The sequence below is a fragment of the Kocuria sp. GQ42 genome, from assembly GCF_059758435.1.
Genome location: NZ_JCAXEN010000001.1, coordinates 839,218 through 854,615, shown reverse-complemented (window position 1 = coordinate 854,615; position 15,398 = coordinate 839,218). Strand labels below are relative to the sequence as shown.

The window sequence follows — 15,398 nt, the reverse complement described above, 5'->3', positions numbered from 1 at the left end:
TCTGCCTCAGATCTACCGCGATGCCGACCGCCCCGGATGGGACGAGCTACGGCTGAAGCTGTGGTGCACGCTGTGGCTGCAGCGCAGCGTGCCGCGCTGAACACGCCACCAGCCAGTGGCTCGCCCGTCCGCACCACCCGCTCCCCCCCTACCGTGGAGGGATGGACCTCGCGACGATGGTTATCAGAGCAACGGTCGACGCCGGGATTCTGGACCAGGCCACCGGCGCCAATCCAATCCTCCCCACGTCCTGGGAGCTCGCCACGCTGCTGCTCGGCGGCGCGCTGATCGCCCTGGTCGTCGGCGCGGTCGTCCCCCTGTCCCGCGACCGCCACTACACCCCCGTCCAGCGGCTGCTGTGGCTGCTGGTGATCCTGGCGGACCCGGTGCTCGGAGCCATCCTGTGGCTGGCCGTCGGCCGCAGGGTCCCAGCGCAGCGGTGATCGACGGAGCCCCCGTTGGTGGCGCGGCCCTGTGGAACAGCCGTCCGATAGCACCGCTGAAGAGTCCACAAGCGTGACCATTCCCTGTCACACCGGCAGCTGATTGGCTGGAATCCCACAGCGACGGAGGGGACCAGTGGGCGAGAGCAGCGCATCAGAGTGGAGCACCCGGTGGTGGGACGTCACGATCTGGGGCACCATCCTTCTCACCGTGCTGATCCACGCCGTGCTGCACGGTTGGACGGACGAGCACACCGTGGCCGCGGTGGCGATGGGAGCCTGGGTAGCACTCAATCTCCTCTGGATTCACCGCAACCGCAGCAGACGTCAACGCGCGGCTGCCGAGTCGATGTCTCCGACAGCCACGGACCAGCAGGCCACCACCTCCAGTACAGCGGGCGTGCATGGCCGTCGGAGGGCGGTGCCCCTGCGTTGGATAGCCCTTGTGTTCCTGGCTGCGATGGTGGTCTTCATCCTGCGCACGGACAACCTCATGGCACCGACGACAGCCCTGGGGGTGTGGATCGCCTTCGCGTGGATCGAACGGCTGGAGCGCAAGGATCCCATCGAGCGACAGCCTCCTGATCCCAGCCTCCACGACTCCACCCGGCGCAACTAGACCCGGGTCCACCGGAAGAACGGGCACCCACGATGACGACACCGAACCCCACTGCGCCGGCTTTCGACGGAACCCGCCGCTCCATGCTCGACATGGGGCTCCAACCCTTCGGTGACTGGTGGTCCACCCTCCCCACCGGGGTCCAGGTCGCCCTCGTGCTGGGCTTCGTCGCGGCGATGGCCGCGGTGATCTGGTGGGCGATCCGCCACGAACGGCGCCACACGCCACCGGGCACGACCTCGAGCATGCACAAGAGGCCGAGACTTGGGCGGAGCAGCCCTCCAGGATCCTGACCGCCAGCCAGAGGCGATCCTGGCCGGCGCTCCGCGCTCGAGCATCGACCTCACTGAGCTGTCACCGCACCCAGCGACGGAGGCCAAGCTCACCTGCTGGCAGCGTGCTTCCGGCGCCGGACCTTCCGCCCGCGACCCAACCACGCCCCGATCACGGCACCGATGGACGAGACGGTCACCAGCAGGACGTTGTCGGTCGCCACGGCGAACCAAATCAGGAACGCGATCATGAGGGTCATCGCGATGAAGGAGCCCAGGACCTTCTGCTCAGCTCGCCGAGTCAGCTCAGACGGCCGCACCCGGTGCCGCGGACCCTCCGCGCTCACCGGCTGCCCCGTCGCCGCTGGCGGATGACCAACGCCAGCATCACCGCGAGCAGCGCCGAAACCGCCAGCAACACCCACCCGCCCCAGCTGCCTCGCAGCAAGAACACATTGCCTCCGAACAGCATGAACACCGCCAACAAGACGATCAGCCACTCGATCCGCTGCGGCACGGACAGCTCCTCCCGGTGTCTCGACCTTCGCATCCTGGCAGGTCTACACCCGCCTCGTCGTTCCCCACTTGTGACCCGGGAGCCCACCGGCACCGGCTGGTAGCGCCACTGCCATGGACCAGCCCCTGCTGCAACGCAACAGGTCAAGGAGTCAAGCGGACCGGGGCAGTCCCTCAAGCCATGAAAAAGAAGTATCTTCCTGCCGCGAACAGGAGCAGGATGGCTCCCACCACAAAGCACCACGCCCCATGCCTCCTCAGCGACTCCACCTGCTGAGGGGTTGTGGGATCTCCAGGGAAGGTCATCCGCGCGAGAAGCCGAGCCGAGTGCTGGGCTTTCGGGCCCGTCCTGCGGAAGGTCACGAACACGAACAGGTACAAAGCCACCCCAGCCAGGGCGACTACGGCCATTTCGTCAGGATTCTCCATCGTGGGCAGGGCAAACAAGATCACGAGTGGCATCAACATGAACCCGATGAATGCAGTGACCAGCCGGGTGCTCGTGCGCACTGACTAACCCCCTAACACTGAATCTGGTCGGCGTCCTTCGACATGCCTTGCCAGTCTGACCCAGGGGGCACACCCCGAGGTGGAGTGACGTGTCACCACTTGTGCTGTCGCTGTTGCTCAATTCAATCCCGACTGCATTAAAAGAGTCAGCTATGGATAGTTGCTACGTAGGTCCCTGCCAGCCTCAAAGAAGTGCAACTGCCATTAGGACTGCTCCAATAAGGAAGAGGACCGCTCCGGAGCGCATCCACTGTCGGACACGAGCAGTCGGTGCTCTATTGCTGTCCCAGCCTGGTTGACGAGATTGTTGGAGTGAGATCACCATGCCCACCAGGACGCACCCTGCTCCTACTATGTACAAAACAATGGCAATGCTCATTGCGCCAGAATCCACGTAAGTTTTCCTCCACTTTTTACTGCACCGCATCTCTGGCGCCCAGTCTGCATTCAGGGGCGGTCCCATCTGCTCGGCTAAGTCTCAGGCATACAGGCCGCACCTTCTAGGTGTGCATCTGTTAAGGGGACAGGCTCGTCCCGCGCCACCCAACCCCGGGGGGCCGGTAGAAGGAACCCTTGTGGCGCCGTGGCCGGTCCCACTTCGTGGGTGCGGCCGGTGCACACCTGTCCATCTGGAAGACAGGTCATTCGGTCGTCGCTTTTGAGTGCACCAGTCGTAGGTATATCCAGCTTCGCCGGAGCCGAAAGGCCGCGACCAGAGCCGCGCCGGTGGCGGCGCCGACAAAGCTCAGCCACAAGAATTCAGGTCGGATGACATTGCCCAGGACACCGCCCACAACGATGCCCACATGAACGATGAAGAACTCGATCTCGGAGCAGGCCGCCAGGGCTGCCGCAGTCCTGACGCCCGGATCTGTCGATACGCTCCGATGCTTGGCGACGTAGGCCAAGGACCAACTCCAGCGTTCTTGGCTAACCTGCTTGTCGAAGCGAGGGCGTGGCGCCTGGACGAGATACAACACCAAGAACGTCGACGCCATGATGGCCAGGGCGCTCAGGAACCACCACCCCTCACCGACATCTGGAGGCAGGAACCGCCCGAGCAGAGGCAGACCGAGCAGGCCTACTGCAGCCGCGGGAATGGACCGGATGACGACCTGACCGGCAGTGGGGATCGAGACGCCCTGGGCCGGCGGCGGGACACGGTCTCCGGTGTCTGGGAGCAGGTCCATACTCGGACGCTATCGGTCGGCCTGAACGGGAGCCACGACGCACAAGAGGGGAACCCCTTCCGAATCGCGGCAACGACAATCGCTTCGACAGTATCCGGGAGGCGAGTGCGGCCGCGGCCACCGCCCGATCGCGCCGGTAGGAGATCCGAGACAAGACCCCCGCCCTCACGCCACCGACGCAAGAGCACATAGACCTGGCGACGCGAGACGCCCAACGCCGCCGCCCCACCATCCACCCGATCTCGGTCAAGCCGGGGAAGAGCTGCAAGCGGGCCTATCACGGCGGCCGCCTGGACGGCGTGCTCCCACGCCTCATCACTCACGGTCAGAAGACCGCGCTCATCTACAGGTTCTCGGACCTCATCCATCACCGACCCATCGCCGAAGTACGGATGACGGTAATGCAGGCGCCCTCGAGCAGCTAGACCCTCACGCAGCAGGGCCGGATGACCATCCCTCAGCGGGCGAATTTCGGTCGTCGTGACCGAATGTGCCCTTTAACCGGACGATCAATGGAGATTCGCCGCGCCCGTGCTTTCGACAGAGTTTTCCAGCGGGATCAGCGGATCGGACCACTAGACAGGCTTGTCGAATACGCCCTGGATGAACACCGTGCGCCCGGCGTCGGCGTTGCGCCCGGAGTTACTCGTCTTGACGGCTGCCTGTTCTCCCAGCACGAGATGCATTCCAAGCGGTGGAGGGGCGCTGGAGCCGCTCGCACCCGACGCTTGCGCCTTCGCCTGCTGTGCCTTGCGCGCCGCCACGATGTCGGCGGTAATGTCGCGCCAGGTGCGCTCCAGGAGACCTGCACCGCGGATTAACCCGCGGAGGGATTCCGCATCGGCCAGATGGCTCTGGTTGGGGCGGCTCGCCCATGGGACCGGAAGCTCGATCGGCTCGCCGTTCCCCGCGCAGATTTCCTGGCAGACGAACAGCCCGCCCGGTCTGAGTACCCGGGCGATTCCGGAATACAGGCGGCGCTTGTCCCGGATGTTCATCTGCATTTGTATCGTCCACACCACGTCGAAGCTGGACGCGGCGAACGGAAGCTCCAGGGCATCACCCGCCTGAAAGCGGGTGCGATCGGACAACCGCGTCATCCGAGAAAGGGCGTTGGCCACCCCGCAGAATTCAGGCGAGAGATCGATGCCTGTCACGTCGCAACCCAAAGTTGCGGCGAGGTAACGCGCCGGGCCGCCCAACCCGCTGCCCACGTCGAGCACTCGCGATCCTGGCGGAATCTTTGCAAGCTCCACCAATGCGCGCGTAGCCGAACGTCCCGCGGAATGAAACTCGTCGGCCGGCGCGAGATCTTCGTGCGTGACCGAGTCCAGGTCCTTGCCGAGAGCTTGCAACCCCGCCACGATTCGCGGCAGAAGTCCGCCCGGCTCGTAGTGACGAAGCATTTCCTCGTGCGAGTCGCCCATGGACGCAAATCCTGCGCGGATTTCGGGGAGCCGTCAAGTATGCGCTTGCTCCCACCACCCCGTCACCTGCCCTCCTCCGGCAGGAGGGAGGGTCTGGCCTGTGCCCTCACGAGGTCTCCACTCGACGCAGAAAGGCATCGCAGACCCCCCTGACCAGCAAACGATCTCTGTCCTCCTAAACGACATCGGAAGGGTCGCGGTCGTGCAATTCTCCCTTCGCCCCAAGGGTCCGTGGGTGGCTGACAACCTGGATCAGCGGATAGCTCGCCTCCCCGCAATCGCTTACGGCTTCGTCGTCCGCTGGACCGTTCCCGAGATGCGATCCATGGCGCAATTCCTACTGGTGCTGTCAGGCGTCTTGCTCGGCACCGCAGCAACGCTTTTTATCGAATTTCTCCTGCCCCGCCGTGCGGCAGAGAAGGCAGAGGCGGCGACGGATGCGTCGCGAGAAATTCAAGAGACGTCGCTAGTGGCCCGTCTTTGAAGTGCTTGGTCGGTTGGCTTTCTTGAGGATTTCGGCGCTTGTCTTGGTCCACACGAAGGGGTGGCAGCGGTCGTTCCACCCGGTGACGAAGGTCCGGATCTTCCGGTTGAGCTCGGGCACGGAGGCGACGTCGGCCCGGTGCAGGGCCTGGCGCTCGATGATCCCGAACCACACCTCCACCAGATTGAGCCAGGATGCCGAGGTGGGTGTGAAGTGCACCTGGAACCGCGGGTTCTCCGCCAGCCAGGCCTTCACCTCAGGGGTCTTGTGCACCGCGTAGTTGTCCATCACCAGGTGCAGCTGCCCCTCCGGGTAGGCCCGGGCGACCTGTCTGAGGAAGGCCAGGAACTCCTGGCGCCGGTGCCGCGGCTTGCACGCGGCGGTGACGTGGCCGGTGGCGATCTCCAGGGCCGCGAACAGGGTCGAGGTCCCGTGGCGGACATAGTCGTGGGTGCGCGCCGCCGGCTTCCCGGGTTGCATCGGCAGTCCCGGGGCGGTGCGTTCCAGCGCTTGAATCTGGGACTTCTCGTCCACGCACAGCACCACCGCGTTCTCCGGCGGTGCCAGATAGAGCCCCACCACGTCGACGACCTTGGCGACCAGGTCGGGGTCCGTGGAGAACTTGAAGGTGCCCTCCCGCCACGGCGCGACCCCGTACTCCCGCCAGGCCTTCGCCACGGTGCTGTGGTCGATCCCCAGCCGGGACGCCAACAGCCGCGAGGACCAGTGGGTGACCCCGAGCTTCTTCGGCGGTGGCCGCAGCGTGGCGGTCACGATCGCCCGGTGGTCGATCCGCCGCGGACGCCCCGACCGGTCGTGGTCGGCCAGCCCCTCGATCCCGGAGGCGTCGTAGCGGGCCCGCCAGGCGATCACCGTGGTGCGGGTGGCCCCCACCTTCTCGGCGATCTCGGTGTTGGAGACCCCGTCGGCGGCCAGCAGCACGATCCGCGCCCGCTGGGCCAGCCCCGCCCGCACGGAAGTGGAGTGCACCAGCCGGGTCAGCTTCTCCCGGTCGCCTTCCCGCAACAGCAACGGGGCCGCAGGATGATTTGCCATAACCCATGATCCCACCCCATCAAGCGTTCAAGCAGTTCGAAGACGGGCCACTAGAACTTCTTCGTGAGACTCAACTCCTGCTCGCCCGCGCGCAGGCCGAGTTGCGTCAACGACCCTGGTGGCGACGGCGGCCGAAAGGTTCAAGGCGATACAAATAGGAACCTTATCTACCTCGACCCTGTCGTCTTGCGGAGGCCAACATCGCCGCTCAGCGATCACAGCGAGCCACCAGCGTTCGTAAGCCGGTGGCTCTGCGCCCGTGCAGACGACTTTGGGAACTTGTGCAGGCGACTTCGAGAATCGACAGCGCCCGCAACCAGGCGTGGTTGTCATGCCCGTTTACCCCGCGCGATGAAAAGCCCGCACAGGTGCGTCATACGCACCACGGTGTCCACAGGTACCGACGGATTCAGATGGTGGTCGCTTGCGGGAGCTCCCGGATCCGCCGGTACAAGGTCGCGCGGGACATGCTGAGATCGCGGGCCACCTGGGTGGCCGGCTCCCCGGACTCGATCAGCCGTAGGGCGTTGCGGATCTGGGAGTCGGTGAAGGTCTGGCGACGACCGCCGAGGTCCTTGCCGGCAGCCCTTCGCTTGGCCACCGAGTCGGTGATCCGCTCCCGCTTGATCTCCAGCTCCATCTGTGCCAGAGCGGCCATGACCGTGAAGACCATCGACCCCATCGGAGTCGCGGTATCCACGTCTCCCCCGCCCAGGTTCAGCACCCGCAGCCCGGCGCCTCTCCCCCGCAGCGCCTCGGCGAAGGTCAGCATGTTCTGTGTCGACCGCCCCAGACGGTCCAGTGTCGTGATCACCAGCGTGTCGCCCGACTCGAGGGCGGCCACCGCCTTGTCGAACTTCGGACGCGATGCACGCCCTCCAGACACACCACTGTCCACATAGATGTCATCGCGCCGCACACCGGCATGCAGGAGGTCAGATATTTGACGGTCCGCATCCTGTTGCCGTGTCGACACCCTGGCGTACCCGATCAGCTTCCCCATGTCCACCTCATCTGTCTCGCAACTGACGTTGAGTATCCGATTCTAGGGGTATGGATAAAGCACAAGGATGCGAGACAGACCCAACCGCGGAAACTCGCGGGTGTGAACCGCAGCGATAAGTGGCGCGCTTCTGACAAAGCTAAACGGCAATGCTGGCCCTGGCATCAGCTAACTTCGGTTGCTATCGCCAATGTGTGGCTAGTGGCGGATCCTCCAGGCTGATAGGTATGAAGCCAGCATGGGTGTCTGAGGGCAACCCCGTCACCCTCGCGTACCAAACAAGGCTCTCCAAGAGTGGAGCCCCTCAACACCCAGTGCGTGGTGCATCGGCCCGAGCCCTGGCTACCAAGAAATGGATGCCCTGCCCCATGAAACCCGCAACAGTCGGTTACGCGATCTACATGCTCATGGGCGGGCTCGGTGTCATCGCCCTAGCAATCTATGTGCAGAACTGGATCGGCATAGTGCTGGGCGTTGTCCTCATTTTCTTCGCTGCCGGCTTCTACCTGGCAGAGAGGCGTTCTCAGCTCCCGCGAGACAAGCGCCGGTAGCCATCCGCGTCTCGCCCTAGAGAGCATCGCACACTAGGTATCGGCCCGGATCAGGTCCCGGTCCCGAGTCTGCCAATGCGGCCGGTGTCACGGTCGCCAATGAAGCCCATCCGACAGGAGAACCCGTGGCTACTCCAAGAGCTCCCATTAGCGGGGGCATCGCCATAGTCTGTGGCCTCTTGTTCGCGGCTGCCGTGGTCTGGGCAATCGTTGAGGGCTCCGGGGACGCATGGTTTAGCAGTTTCATCCTGTTCACTGCTTTCATGTCCACCGTCCTCACTTGGCGGAACATGAAGAAGAGCAATCAGGAGTACCTGGAGCGCCTCGAACGCCTGGACCGCCCGTAGCGCGGGAGGAAGCCCACCCTAGAAAGGCATCCTTGGTGGTTGCCGAGGCCTGAGGGCTCTGAGTCGCACAAGATCGGACAGCCCCGGGTGGCCTGGCCGTGCGACGATCCGCACCATGGAGTCCTCGAGGAACATGAAACCCATGCCGAAGGTCCTGCAGTGGTTGCTGGGGATCTACGCCGTCTTCATGATCGCGGTGTCCTTGCCCCGGGCTATCCGTGAGGGGGACGGATGGGCGTGGGTCATCACCATAGGTTCCGGGCTCTTACTGGTGGGCCTGGCCGTCATGGCACAAGAGATGAAGAAACGCGGTCAAGGCCGCAGGTAGGGCGAGACGCCTCTCGGCATACATCACCACAGCCGTAGGTGGTGGTCAGCGGCCGATGAGGAGTGCGTCGCGGGCGGCTTCGACGACTTCGGGGGTGACGGTGGTCAGCTGGTTGATCTCCAGGATGCGTCTGATCTGGGTGAGGAGGCGGTCAACGAGGCGGAAGTTCCCGCCGGTGATCCGGGCGATGGTGGCGATCGCGACCGTCTGGGTGAACTCGTCATCGTCGGCGGCGAGTCCGTCGGTGTGCCAGCGGCGGGCCAGGACGGCGGTGAGTTCTTCGGGGGTGAGTGGGCGGTATTCGTGCGCGAAGCCGACGCGGCTGTAGAGCTGGGGGTAGCGTCCCAGGCGCTTGTCGATACCGGGCATCCCGATCAGGATCACCCCGATGGTGTGGCGGTCGTAGTAGTCCCGGACCTGTTCCAGGCCGGTGGTCTTGAGCCGGTCGGCCTCGTCGATGATGAGCAGCTCGGTGAGCCCGGAGGAACGCGAGTCTGTGTGCACGAACGGATCGACCCGGCCGTGGCGGTGGTAGTCGATGGCGTAGGAGATCTGCTGGCATGCCCGCGGTAGGGATTGGTCAACCTGGCGTGGGCTGGCGGTGACGGTCGGAGTCCACAGCGCGGTGCGGGCCTGGAGGACCCGCTCGGGGATGGGGCCGGGCTCGCGGTCCTCGCCCAGGTCTCGTTGCCACTGCTCCCATTCCGGGGCCCCGGCGTAGTGCCGGGCCGAGAGGGTCTTGCCGACCCCGGGCGGGCCCCAGCAGAGGCCGATGTAGCGGTGGGCGCGGACAGTGTCGGCGAACTCGGTGAAGCGGCGGTGCTCCCGCGTGGGCAAGAACAGCGGCGCGCCCGGGGGCGGGGGTGAGGTGAGCCCGTTGATCTCCCCGAACGTGCCGGAGAGGAAGCGCCGGCCGTCGTCGTCCTTGCCCAGCAGGCTGCGTGAGGAGTCGGGCTCAGTCGGTGGCATAGGTCCGCAACCGGTGTCGGGGCGCCCGATCCGCCGGCGGGCCTGCCGCCGGTTCACCCGCCGCCGGGGCGGGTGGTGGTGCCCAGCGGTCGTCGGCGGGCAGGGCGTCGGCGAGGCTGCGCCGGGCGCGCAGCTGCTGCTTGAGCGCGGCGCGCCGTGCGCCCCGGGCCTGTTGCAGCTGCTGGAGGGTGATGGTCTCGGCGGCCAGCTCGGGGGCGATCGCCCGGCACAGGTAGGTGTCCTGGTGGTAGACGCGCACCTCGCCGGCGTCGCGGGGGTCGTAGCGGATGGTGACGGTCTCGGAGACGTAGGCGGCCAGCACCGGGGAGATGTAGCGGGTGCCGTGGAAGCGGATGCCGTCGCGTTGGACGATGCGGGTGGTCGCGGCGGTGAGAAGCAGCAGGTCGAGGTCCTCGCTCCGGGCTGGGGTGCGAGGGATCCACCCGTCACTGATCCAGCGGGCAGCTGGGGCCTGACCGGTCTCGGAGTGCACTCGGGAGTGGTAGTCCTCGATGAGGTAGCGCCCCAGCACCGCGTCGAGCTGCTCCAGGGTCAGGGCGGGCGGTGAGGTGGGGGTACCGCCGGTGCCGTGCGGGATGTGGCCGGGCAGGTGCGGGAGCACCTCGGTGGTGATCGTGCCGTAAAAGCGTTCGATCTTGCCCCGGCCCTGCGGGACCCCGACGCGGGAGTGGATGAGCCGGATGTGGGTGTCCAGGCAGACCCGCTCCAGCCGGGTACTGGTGAAGTCGGCCCCGTGGTCGCTGTAGAGCACCTCGGGCAGCCCCTGGACCGGCCACCGCGGGTCGGGCTTGGCCCGCACGGCCTGGTACAGGGCCAGGGCGGTCTGCTCGGCATTCGGGGCACCGGTGAAGACGGTGTAGCCGGCGATCGCGCGGGAGTAATCATCGAGGATCACGCTCAGCCACGGCCGCACCGGGTTACCCCGGTGGTCGAGGATCTCGACGTCGAGCAGGGTATGGTCGGCCTGCCACTGCTCATTGGGCCCCACCGCCGACCGCCGGTGCACCAATTCGTATCGGTCCCGGTAGGCGGTGTCTCCTTCCAGGGCCAGGGTGCGCAGCCCGGGGTCGATGGCGGCGATCACGCTGCGCACGCTCGAGTAGCTCGGTGGCGCCCAGCCGCGCTCCGGGGCCAGATCGCACACCCGGCGGTGGATGAACGTGGTCGTCGGTGCCGGGCGGCGCAGCGCCAAGGCCTCGATCACCGCGATCAGCTCCTGAGGCAGCCGGCGGTGGCCGCGGTCGCTGCGCACCTTGCGCTGCAGCCCGGCCGCCGAGGAGTCCGCCTGGTACTCGGCGGCCCAGCGCTGCAGGGTGCGGACCGAGACGTGGGCGTGGGCGGCGAGCCGGGTCAGCGGCACCCCGTCGTCGAGGTGCTGGCGCAACAGTGCCGCCTTCTCCCGCGGACTCAGCTGCACCACCACCATCACCCCACGTGGATCAGTCCGCCGGACCGGGATCGGGCTCGGCGGCGGTGACCGGTCCGGCCGTCACCGGCTCCGGGGGCCGGGGCGGGAGGTGGCGGTAGAGGCTGGTGCGGGTGATCCCGGTCTTGGCCACGATCTCCGCCATCGTGTGCCCGGACTCGCGCAGATGCGCCGCGTAGGCCAGCTTGTCCGGATCCACCACCGAGGGCCGCCCGATCCGCCGGCCCTTGGCCGTGGCCACCGACCGGGCATGGGCGGCGCGCTCGAGGGTGTAGGTGCGCTCCATCTGCCCGAACAGCGCCAGCAGCACCACCGCCAGCTGAGCCATCGGATCGTTCGGGTTGGTGGAATCCACCTTGATCGGGTCCGCCAGATTGCGCACCCCCACCCCACGCTCGGCCAGGTCGTGGATCAGGTTCAAGGTGTCGCGCACCGTACGCCCGAGCCGGTCCAGGGTGTGCACCACGATCACATCGCCCTTCCGGGCGTAGGCCAGGGCCGCGGTCAGTCCGGGACGCTCCGTGGTGGCCCCGGACTTCTTGTCCACATAGATCCGCTCCGGTGCGATGCCGACCTGCCGGAGGGCATCGATCTGCCGCTCGAGGTCCTGTTTGGCCGTCGAGACCCGCGCGTACCCCAATTCCATGGGTCCACCGTACCGGAAGTTGGTTCCGTACGGCCTGTATGGGTCAGCATTTTTGGTCCAAGTTGTGGCACAGGAATTGCCGATCAAGCACATCGCGTAAGGATCTCGCCGTAGCCCGTCCCACTACCTTGGAAGTGGGACGGCAGGCCGGGCCGGACAAACTCTCAACCATCTCGACCTCGAACGACCCATCGACCCGGATCGGACCGCTCGGCCTTGCTCCCGTCATTTAGCTCTGTCAGAAGCACGCCACTTATCGCTGCGGTTCACATCCGCATGATTCCGCGGATTAGCGTGTCTCGCATCCTTGTACTTTATCCATACCCCTAGAGTCGGATACTCAACGTTAGTTGCGAGACAGATGAGGTGGACATGGGGAAGCTGATCGGGTACGCCCGGGTGTCGACGCGGCAGCAGGACGCAGACCGTCAAGTGTCTGACCTCCTGGCTGCCGGGGTGCGGCGCGACGACCTCTATACCGACCATGGAGTGTCCGGAGGACGTGCTTCACGTCCGCAGTTCAATAAGGCGGTGGCTGCGCTCGAGGAGGGCGACACGTTGGTCATCACGACGCTGGACCGGCTGGGGCGGTCGACGCAGAACATGCTGTCCTTCGCGGAAGCGCTGCGGAGCAGAGATGCCGGGTTGCGGGTGTTGAACCTGGGTGGGGGAGACGTGGACACCGCCACCCCGATGGGCTCGATGGTCTTCACCGTGATGGCGGCTCTGGCGCAGATGGAGCTGGAGATCAAGCGGGAGCGGATCACGGACTCGGTGGCCAAGCGGAGGGCCGCGGGTAAAGATCTGGGCGGCCGGCGCCAGACGTTCACCGACTCTCAGATTCGCAATGCGTTGCGGTTGATCGAGTCCGGGGAGCCGGCCACCCAAGTCGCACGCGACCTCGGGATGTCCAGGGCCACCCTCTACCGGCGCATCCACGAACTTCCAACATCGGGCTGGAAAGGGCTTTAAAAACATGACCAGCGGTAAGAAGGCTAAGAGAAAGCGGCGTGCCCAGAGCACGCTCGGGCAACATAAGCGTCAAGGAAAGAATGTTTTCCAGCCGCCCATGCGAACCATCCCCAACACCACGACTATCCCCTGGCTGCGTGACGTGTTCCCCGACATGCTGTGGATTTGCGCCACGCTCCACCACCAAGGCGAAGCCAAAGGTATGAAGATGGTCGCGACGGTCCTCGACAGGGTGACGGCGCTCATGCCAAAAGCCACCGGCCACGACGGCGCTGAAACACCGGAGCTTCTTACCGGAACCCTGACATCGTTCGACCAAGTTCCGCAGGAATTGAGGAAAGATGTGCTGTCCGCGCTACAGGCCGACGGCCTGTATGAGGAGGCATTCCCGGCCCTTCTTGTGAGGGCTCTGTCCAAGTACAAGGGACTGCCGGGCTCATGGATCTTCGACGGGCGGGATGACCGTGCCGAATTAGAAGGCCTAGGCGACCCCGAGGAGTTCCTCCGAGGAATAGTACGAGCAGCCCCAGGTGGGGGGACTTCCTTGGCTACCAAGTCCAAGGCCATGGTCATCCGCGCGTACATCGTTGCGCGCAAGATGGTCTTTGGCTCTCAACCCGAGTGGGCGGACGCTCTGCCGCGCTACCCCCATGGTGTGACGGAAGATGAGCGGCAACGGCTGGAGTCGACTCTCCGCGCAATGTTCAATGCCCTCGTCGGGATGCCTCCAACGGAGGACGATTCAAACACCTTGATGCTCCAGTGGTCCAAGTCGTTCTGGAGACAGAACTGGTCCCTGTATGACTGCATCGGTCCCGACGCCTCCGGACCGAACCAGGAGATTGACGTCGACGATCCCGCGCCGTGGAAAGAGATCTTGACGAAATGGGTCGACGACGTCCGCGCACTAGAGGAGAAGTTCCTCGAAGCTCAGCGCTCCGCAGATCCGGATCTTTACTTCCCCGACCGCCACGAGGTGCTGTCCGGGGTCACCTATCGACACCTCCGTGCGGTGGAAATGATGGTGCGCTTCCCTGGCTACTGGACGACGGAGCATGGTTCACCCACCTTGCGGAACCTGGTTGAGTCTCGCATCGTCCTCAAGTGGCTCATCAAGCAAGACAATCCAGAGCTGTATCGAAAGTTCAAGGACTACGGGCGCGGAAGACTCAAGCTTTTGTTACTGCACCTTCGTGAGCACTGTGATGACATGGAGAACCCACCTCAGGAACTTCTTGATCAGGTTGAGTACCTCGATGACTTGGTGAACCAGGAAATCTGGGAGGAGTACCAGGACATCAGTATTGAGAAAAACTTCGCCAACAAGGATGTTCGAAGAATGGCCGAGGAAGTTGGGCTCATGAGCGACTACCGTCTCGTGTTCGCCCCGACCAGTTCCAACCTGCATGGAGAATGGGGACAGCTCGATCAGTTTGTCCTCGCACCATGCGGCAATCCATTGCATCGCGGCCACCGCATCCCCAACACAGACCCGAGCGTGGTGGTAGGGCCGGGCATTGTTGAGTCGGCTTTAACCATGCTGCGAGATCTCGTGAATGACTACATCCGCGCCCTCAACGGCTCCGATGCAGAAATCCCCGACGATGATGACCTCGCCAATTCCATCTGACCGCACTGTGTGGCTGTAAGAAACGGTGTGTGAGCGCCGGTGATTGACGTAAGGCCCGGTTAGAGGCCCCGGCGAGGTCATCGGGATGGTTCCAGCCGTGGACCTAGCATCGACCATGTTCCCCGCGGACCGTGTTGCAGTAGGGGTTGGCCGCTGTGCCTCCGCGCCTCCGCGCACCGTGCGGCTGGACCCCTGGGAGCACCGTGCACCCGGAGTGCCCTGGTCCCTCGTCAGCCGTCGAAGTGGGTGGTGGCGGGCCCCTGGCCGAGCTTTCCCAGAAGTACGGCCTCATCGGCGACGGATTCGAGGTCGAGTCGGTACTGCTCTGATCGTCGAAGGGTGCACGGCGCGGGAGAGACGTCCGCGTTCATGCGAGAGTGACAGCGCGCTGCCTGTTGACGTTGCAGGATTAGGCCAGAAGACGTTCCAGGACGATGTCGTTCTCCTTCCGGTCGCCGACCAGGAAGGAACGCAACAGCTTCCGTTACGCCGGTCGACAGCACCGTGACGGGATCGTCAAAGAGCTCAAGCCCGTCTACACCGACCCGTCCGAGGCCGCGGCGAAGGACCGGTTCACCGAGTTCAAGGCCAAGTGGGGCCAGCGGTATCCGGCGATCGTGCAGCTGTGGGAGTCCTCCTGGGCTTCAGTTCGTGCCGTTCGAAGGAGTACGCCGTGGAAATCCGCTTCGGTGATCTGCACGACGAACGCGATCGAGTCGATCAACGCCCGCTACCGGCGGGCGGTGCGGGCACGCGGGCACTTCCCGCACGAGCAGGCCGCGCTGAAGTGCCTGTATCTGGTCACTCGGTCTCTTGACCCCACCGGCGGCGGCAGAGCACGGTGGGTGATGAGGTGGAAGCTGGCGCTCAACGCGTTCGCGCTTCCCCTTCGCCGGACGGTTCGAGAGAACCACTCACTGATGAAAACCGCCGGACCCCGCACACCGTTTATCGGACAGTCCCACTCGCTGCAAGTCGGCCCCTCAGG

The 15,398-nt window shown here is 65.1% G+C and carries 17 protein-coding genes and 1 pseudogene; 8 read left to right on the top strand and 10 right to left on the bottom strand.

Going from position 1 to position 15,398, the window contains the following annotated elements; translation table 11 throughout:
* Positions 1 to 176 precede the first annotated feature (176 nt).
* From AC6CH6_RS04045 to AC6CH6_RS04035, 3 genes are all read left to right on the top strand, one after another.
* Positions 177 to 443, top strand: a complete 267-nt coding sequence (locus AC6CH6_RS04045; RefSeq protein WP_498254103.1) for a PLD nuclease N-terminal domain-containing protein — start codon at positions 177 to 179, stop codon at positions 441 to 443.
* Positions 444 to 579: 136 nt separating this feature from the next.
* The gene (locus AC6CH6_RS04040) at positions 580 to 1,062 is read left to right on the top strand and encodes a hypothetical protein (protein WP_498254102.1); all 483 of its coding nucleotides are present in this window, start codon (positions 580 to 582) and stop codon (positions 1,060 to 1,062) included.
* Between the two features lie 32 nt (positions 1,063 to 1,094).
* Positions 1,095 to 1,355 carry a hypothetical protein gene (locus AC6CH6_RS04035; protein WP_498254101.1) on the top strand — a complete coding sequence of 87 codons (261 nt, stop codon included), beginning with the start codon at positions 1,095 to 1,097 and terminating at the stop codon, positions 1,353 to 1,355.
* Positions 1,356 to 1,444: 89 nt separating this feature from the next.
* Here AC6CH6_RS04035 and AC6CH6_RS04030 read toward each other — a convergent pair whose 3' ends face one another.
* The 5 genes from AC6CH6_RS04030 to AC6CH6_RS04010 all read right to left on the bottom strand — a co-directional run bounded on the left by AC6CH6_RS04030 (position 1,445) and on the right by AC6CH6_RS04010 (position 4,977).
* On the bottom strand, positions 1,445 to 1,654 hold the full coding sequence (locus AC6CH6_RS04030) for a hypothetical protein (protein ID WP_498254100.1): 210 nt from the start codon (positions 1,652 to 1,654) through the stop codon (positions 1,445 to 1,447).
* Positions 1,655 to 1,677: 23 nt separating this feature from the next.
* Positions 1,678 to 1,851: a hypothetical protein gene (locus AC6CH6_RS04025; protein WP_498254099.1), complete on the bottom strand. Its 174-nt coding sequence runs from the start codon at positions 1,849 to 1,851 to the stop codon at positions 1,678 to 1,680.
* Between the two features lie 173 nt (positions 1,852 to 2,024).
* The gene (locus AC6CH6_RS04020; RefSeq protein ID WP_498254098.1) at positions 2,025 to 2,360 is read right to left on the bottom strand and encodes a hypothetical protein; all 336 of its coding nucleotides are present in this window, start codon (positions 2,358 to 2,360) and stop codon (positions 2,025 to 2,027) included.
* Between the two features lie 641 nt (positions 2,361 to 3,001).
* Positions 3,002 to 3,550, bottom strand: a complete 549-nt coding sequence (locus tag AC6CH6_RS04015) for a hypothetical protein (protein WP_498254097.1) — start codon at positions 3,548 to 3,550, stop codon at positions 3,002 to 3,004.
* Between the two features lie 575 nt (positions 3,551 to 4,125).
* Positions 4,126 to 4,977, bottom strand: a complete 852-nt coding sequence (locus AC6CH6_RS04010) for an SAM-dependent methyltransferase (RefSeq protein ID WP_498254096.1) — start codon at positions 4,975 to 4,977, stop codon at positions 4,126 to 4,128.
* A gap of 235 nt (positions 4,978 to 5,212) precedes the next feature.
* Between AC6CH6_RS04010 and AC6CH6_RS04005 the strand changes: the two genes are divergently transcribed.
* Positions 5,213 to 5,461: a hypothetical protein gene (locus AC6CH6_RS04005; protein ID WP_498254095.1), complete on the top strand. Its 249-nt coding sequence runs from the start codon at positions 5,213 to 5,215 to the stop codon at positions 5,459 to 5,461.
* Here AC6CH6_RS04005 and AC6CH6_RS04000 read toward each other — a convergent pair.
* Both AC6CH6_RS04000 and AC6CH6_RS03995 read right to left on the bottom strand, forming a co-directional pair.
* On the bottom strand, positions 5,444 to 6,517 hold the full coding sequence (locus AC6CH6_RS04000; RefSeq protein WP_498254094.1) for an IS630 family transposase: 1,074 nt from the start codon (positions 6,515 to 6,517) through the stop codon (positions 5,444 to 5,446). The two genes, AC6CH6_RS04005 and AC6CH6_RS04000, sit on opposite strands and share 18 nt — an antisense overlap.
* A 409-nt stretch (positions 6,518 to 6,926) precedes the next feature.
* On the bottom strand, positions 6,927 to 7,520 hold the full coding sequence (locus AC6CH6_RS03995) for a recombinase family protein (RefSeq protein ID WP_498254093.1): 594 nt from the start codon (positions 7,518 to 7,520) through the stop codon (positions 6,927 to 6,929).
* Between the two features lie 368 nt (positions 7,521 to 7,888).
* Between AC6CH6_RS03995 and AC6CH6_RS03990 the strand changes: the two genes are divergently transcribed.
* Complete coding sequence (locus tag AC6CH6_RS03990; RefSeq protein WP_498254044.1) at positions 7,889 to 8,071, top strand: hypothetical protein; 183 nt, start codon at positions 7,889 to 7,891, stop codon at positions 8,069 to 8,071.
* 720 nt (positions 8,072 to 8,791) lie between these two features.
* Here AC6CH6_RS03990 and AC6CH6_RS03985 read toward each other — a convergent pair.
* Genes AC6CH6_RS03985 through AC6CH6_RS03975 form a run of 3 tightly spaced genes read right to left on the bottom strand, consistent with a single transcriptional unit; the run spans position 8,792 to position 11,808 of the window.
* The gene (locus AC6CH6_RS03985; RefSeq protein ID WP_498254043.1) at positions 8,792 to 9,715 is read right to left on the bottom strand and encodes an AAA family ATPase; all 924 of its coding nucleotides are present in this window, start codon (positions 9,713 to 9,715) and stop codon (positions 8,792 to 8,794) included.
* Positions 9,702 to 11,162: a transposase gene (locus AC6CH6_RS03980; RefSeq protein ID WP_498254042.1), complete on the bottom strand. Its 1,461-nt coding sequence runs from the start codon at positions 11,160 to 11,162 to the stop codon at positions 9,702 to 9,704. The genes AC6CH6_RS03985 and AC6CH6_RS03980 overlap by 14 nt, the downstream gene beginning before the upstream one ends.
* A 13-nt stretch (positions 11,163 to 11,175) precedes the next feature.
* Positions 11,176 to 11,808 (bottom strand): recombinase family protein, encoded by a 633-nt coding sequence (locus AC6CH6_RS03975; RefSeq protein ID WP_498254041.1) that lies wholly within the window; start codon positions 11,806 to 11,808, stop codon positions 11,176 to 11,178.
* Between the two features lie 372 nt (positions 11,809 to 12,180).
* Between AC6CH6_RS03975 and AC6CH6_RS03970 the strand changes: the two genes are divergently transcribed.
* The 3 genes and pseudogenes from AC6CH6_RS03970 to AC6CH6_RS03960 form a co-directional block, all read left to right on the top strand.
* Positions 12,181 to 12,780 (top strand): recombinase family protein, encoded by a 600-nt coding sequence (locus AC6CH6_RS03970; RefSeq protein ID WP_498254092.1) that lies wholly within the window; start codon positions 12,181 to 12,183, stop codon positions 12,778 to 12,780.
* A 4-nt stretch (positions 12,781 to 12,784) separates the two neighbouring features.
* Positions 12,785 to 14,410: a DUF5677 domain-containing protein gene (locus AC6CH6_RS03965; RefSeq protein ID WP_498254091.1), complete on the top strand. Its 1,626-nt coding sequence runs from the start codon at positions 12,785 to 12,787 to the stop codon at positions 14,408 to 14,410.
* Between the two features lie 470 nt (positions 14,411 to 14,880).
* A pseudogene (locus tag AC6CH6_RS03960) lies at positions 14,881 to 15,294 on the top strand (transposase); the annotation flags it as partial.
* Positions 15,295 to 15,398: the final 104 nt, after the last annotated feature.

Bases quoted from the DNA above. Each gene is read 5' to 3' on its own strand.
- AC6CH6_RS04045 (WP_498254103.1), top strand. From the start codon at position 177: ATGGTTATCAGAGCAACGGTCGACGCCGGGATTCTGGACCAGGCCACC.
- AC6CH6_RS04035 (WP_498254101.1), top strand. From the start codon at position 1,095: ATGACGACACCGAACCCCACTGCGCCGGCTTTCGACGGAACCCGCCGC.
- AC6CH6_RS04015 (WP_498254097.1), bottom strand. From the start codon at position 3,550: ATGGACCTGCTCCCAGACACCGGAGACCGTGTCCCGCCGCCGGCCCAG.
- AC6CH6_RS04010 (WP_498254096.1), bottom strand. From the start codon at position 4,977: ATGGGCGACTCGCACGAGGAAATGCTTCGTCACTACGAGCCGGGCGGA.
- AC6CH6_RS04000 (WP_498254094.1), bottom strand. From the start codon at position 6,517: ATGGCAAATCATCCTGCGGCCCCGTTGCTGTTGCGGGAAGGCGACCGG.
- AC6CH6_RS03995 (WP_498254093.1), bottom strand. From the start codon at position 7,520: ATGGGGAAGCTGATCGGGTACGCCAGGGTGTCGACACGGCAACAGGAT.
- AC6CH6_RS03990 (WP_498254044.1), top strand. From the start codon at position 7,889: ATGAAACCCGCAACAGTCGGTTACGCGATCTACATGCTCATGGGCGGG.
- AC6CH6_RS03985 (WP_498254043.1), bottom strand. From the start codon at position 9,715: ATGCCACCGACTGAGCCCGACTCCTCACGCAGCCTGCTGGGCAAGGAC.
- AC6CH6_RS03980 (WP_498254042.1), bottom strand. From the start codon at position 11,162: ATGGTGGTGGTGCAGCTGAGTCCGCGGGAGAAGGCGGCACTGTTGCGC.
- AC6CH6_RS03975 (WP_498254041.1), bottom strand. From the start codon at position 11,808: ATGGAATTGGGGTACGCGCGGGTCTCGACGGCCAAACAGGACCTCGAG.
- AC6CH6_RS03970 (WP_498254092.1), top strand. From the start codon at position 12,181: ATGGGGAAGCTGATCGGGTACGCCCGGGTGTCGACGCGGCAGCAGGAC.
- AC6CH6_RS03965 (WP_498254091.1), top strand. From the start codon at position 12,785: ATGACCAGCGGTAAGAAGGCTAAGAGAAAGCGGCGTGCCCAGAGCACG.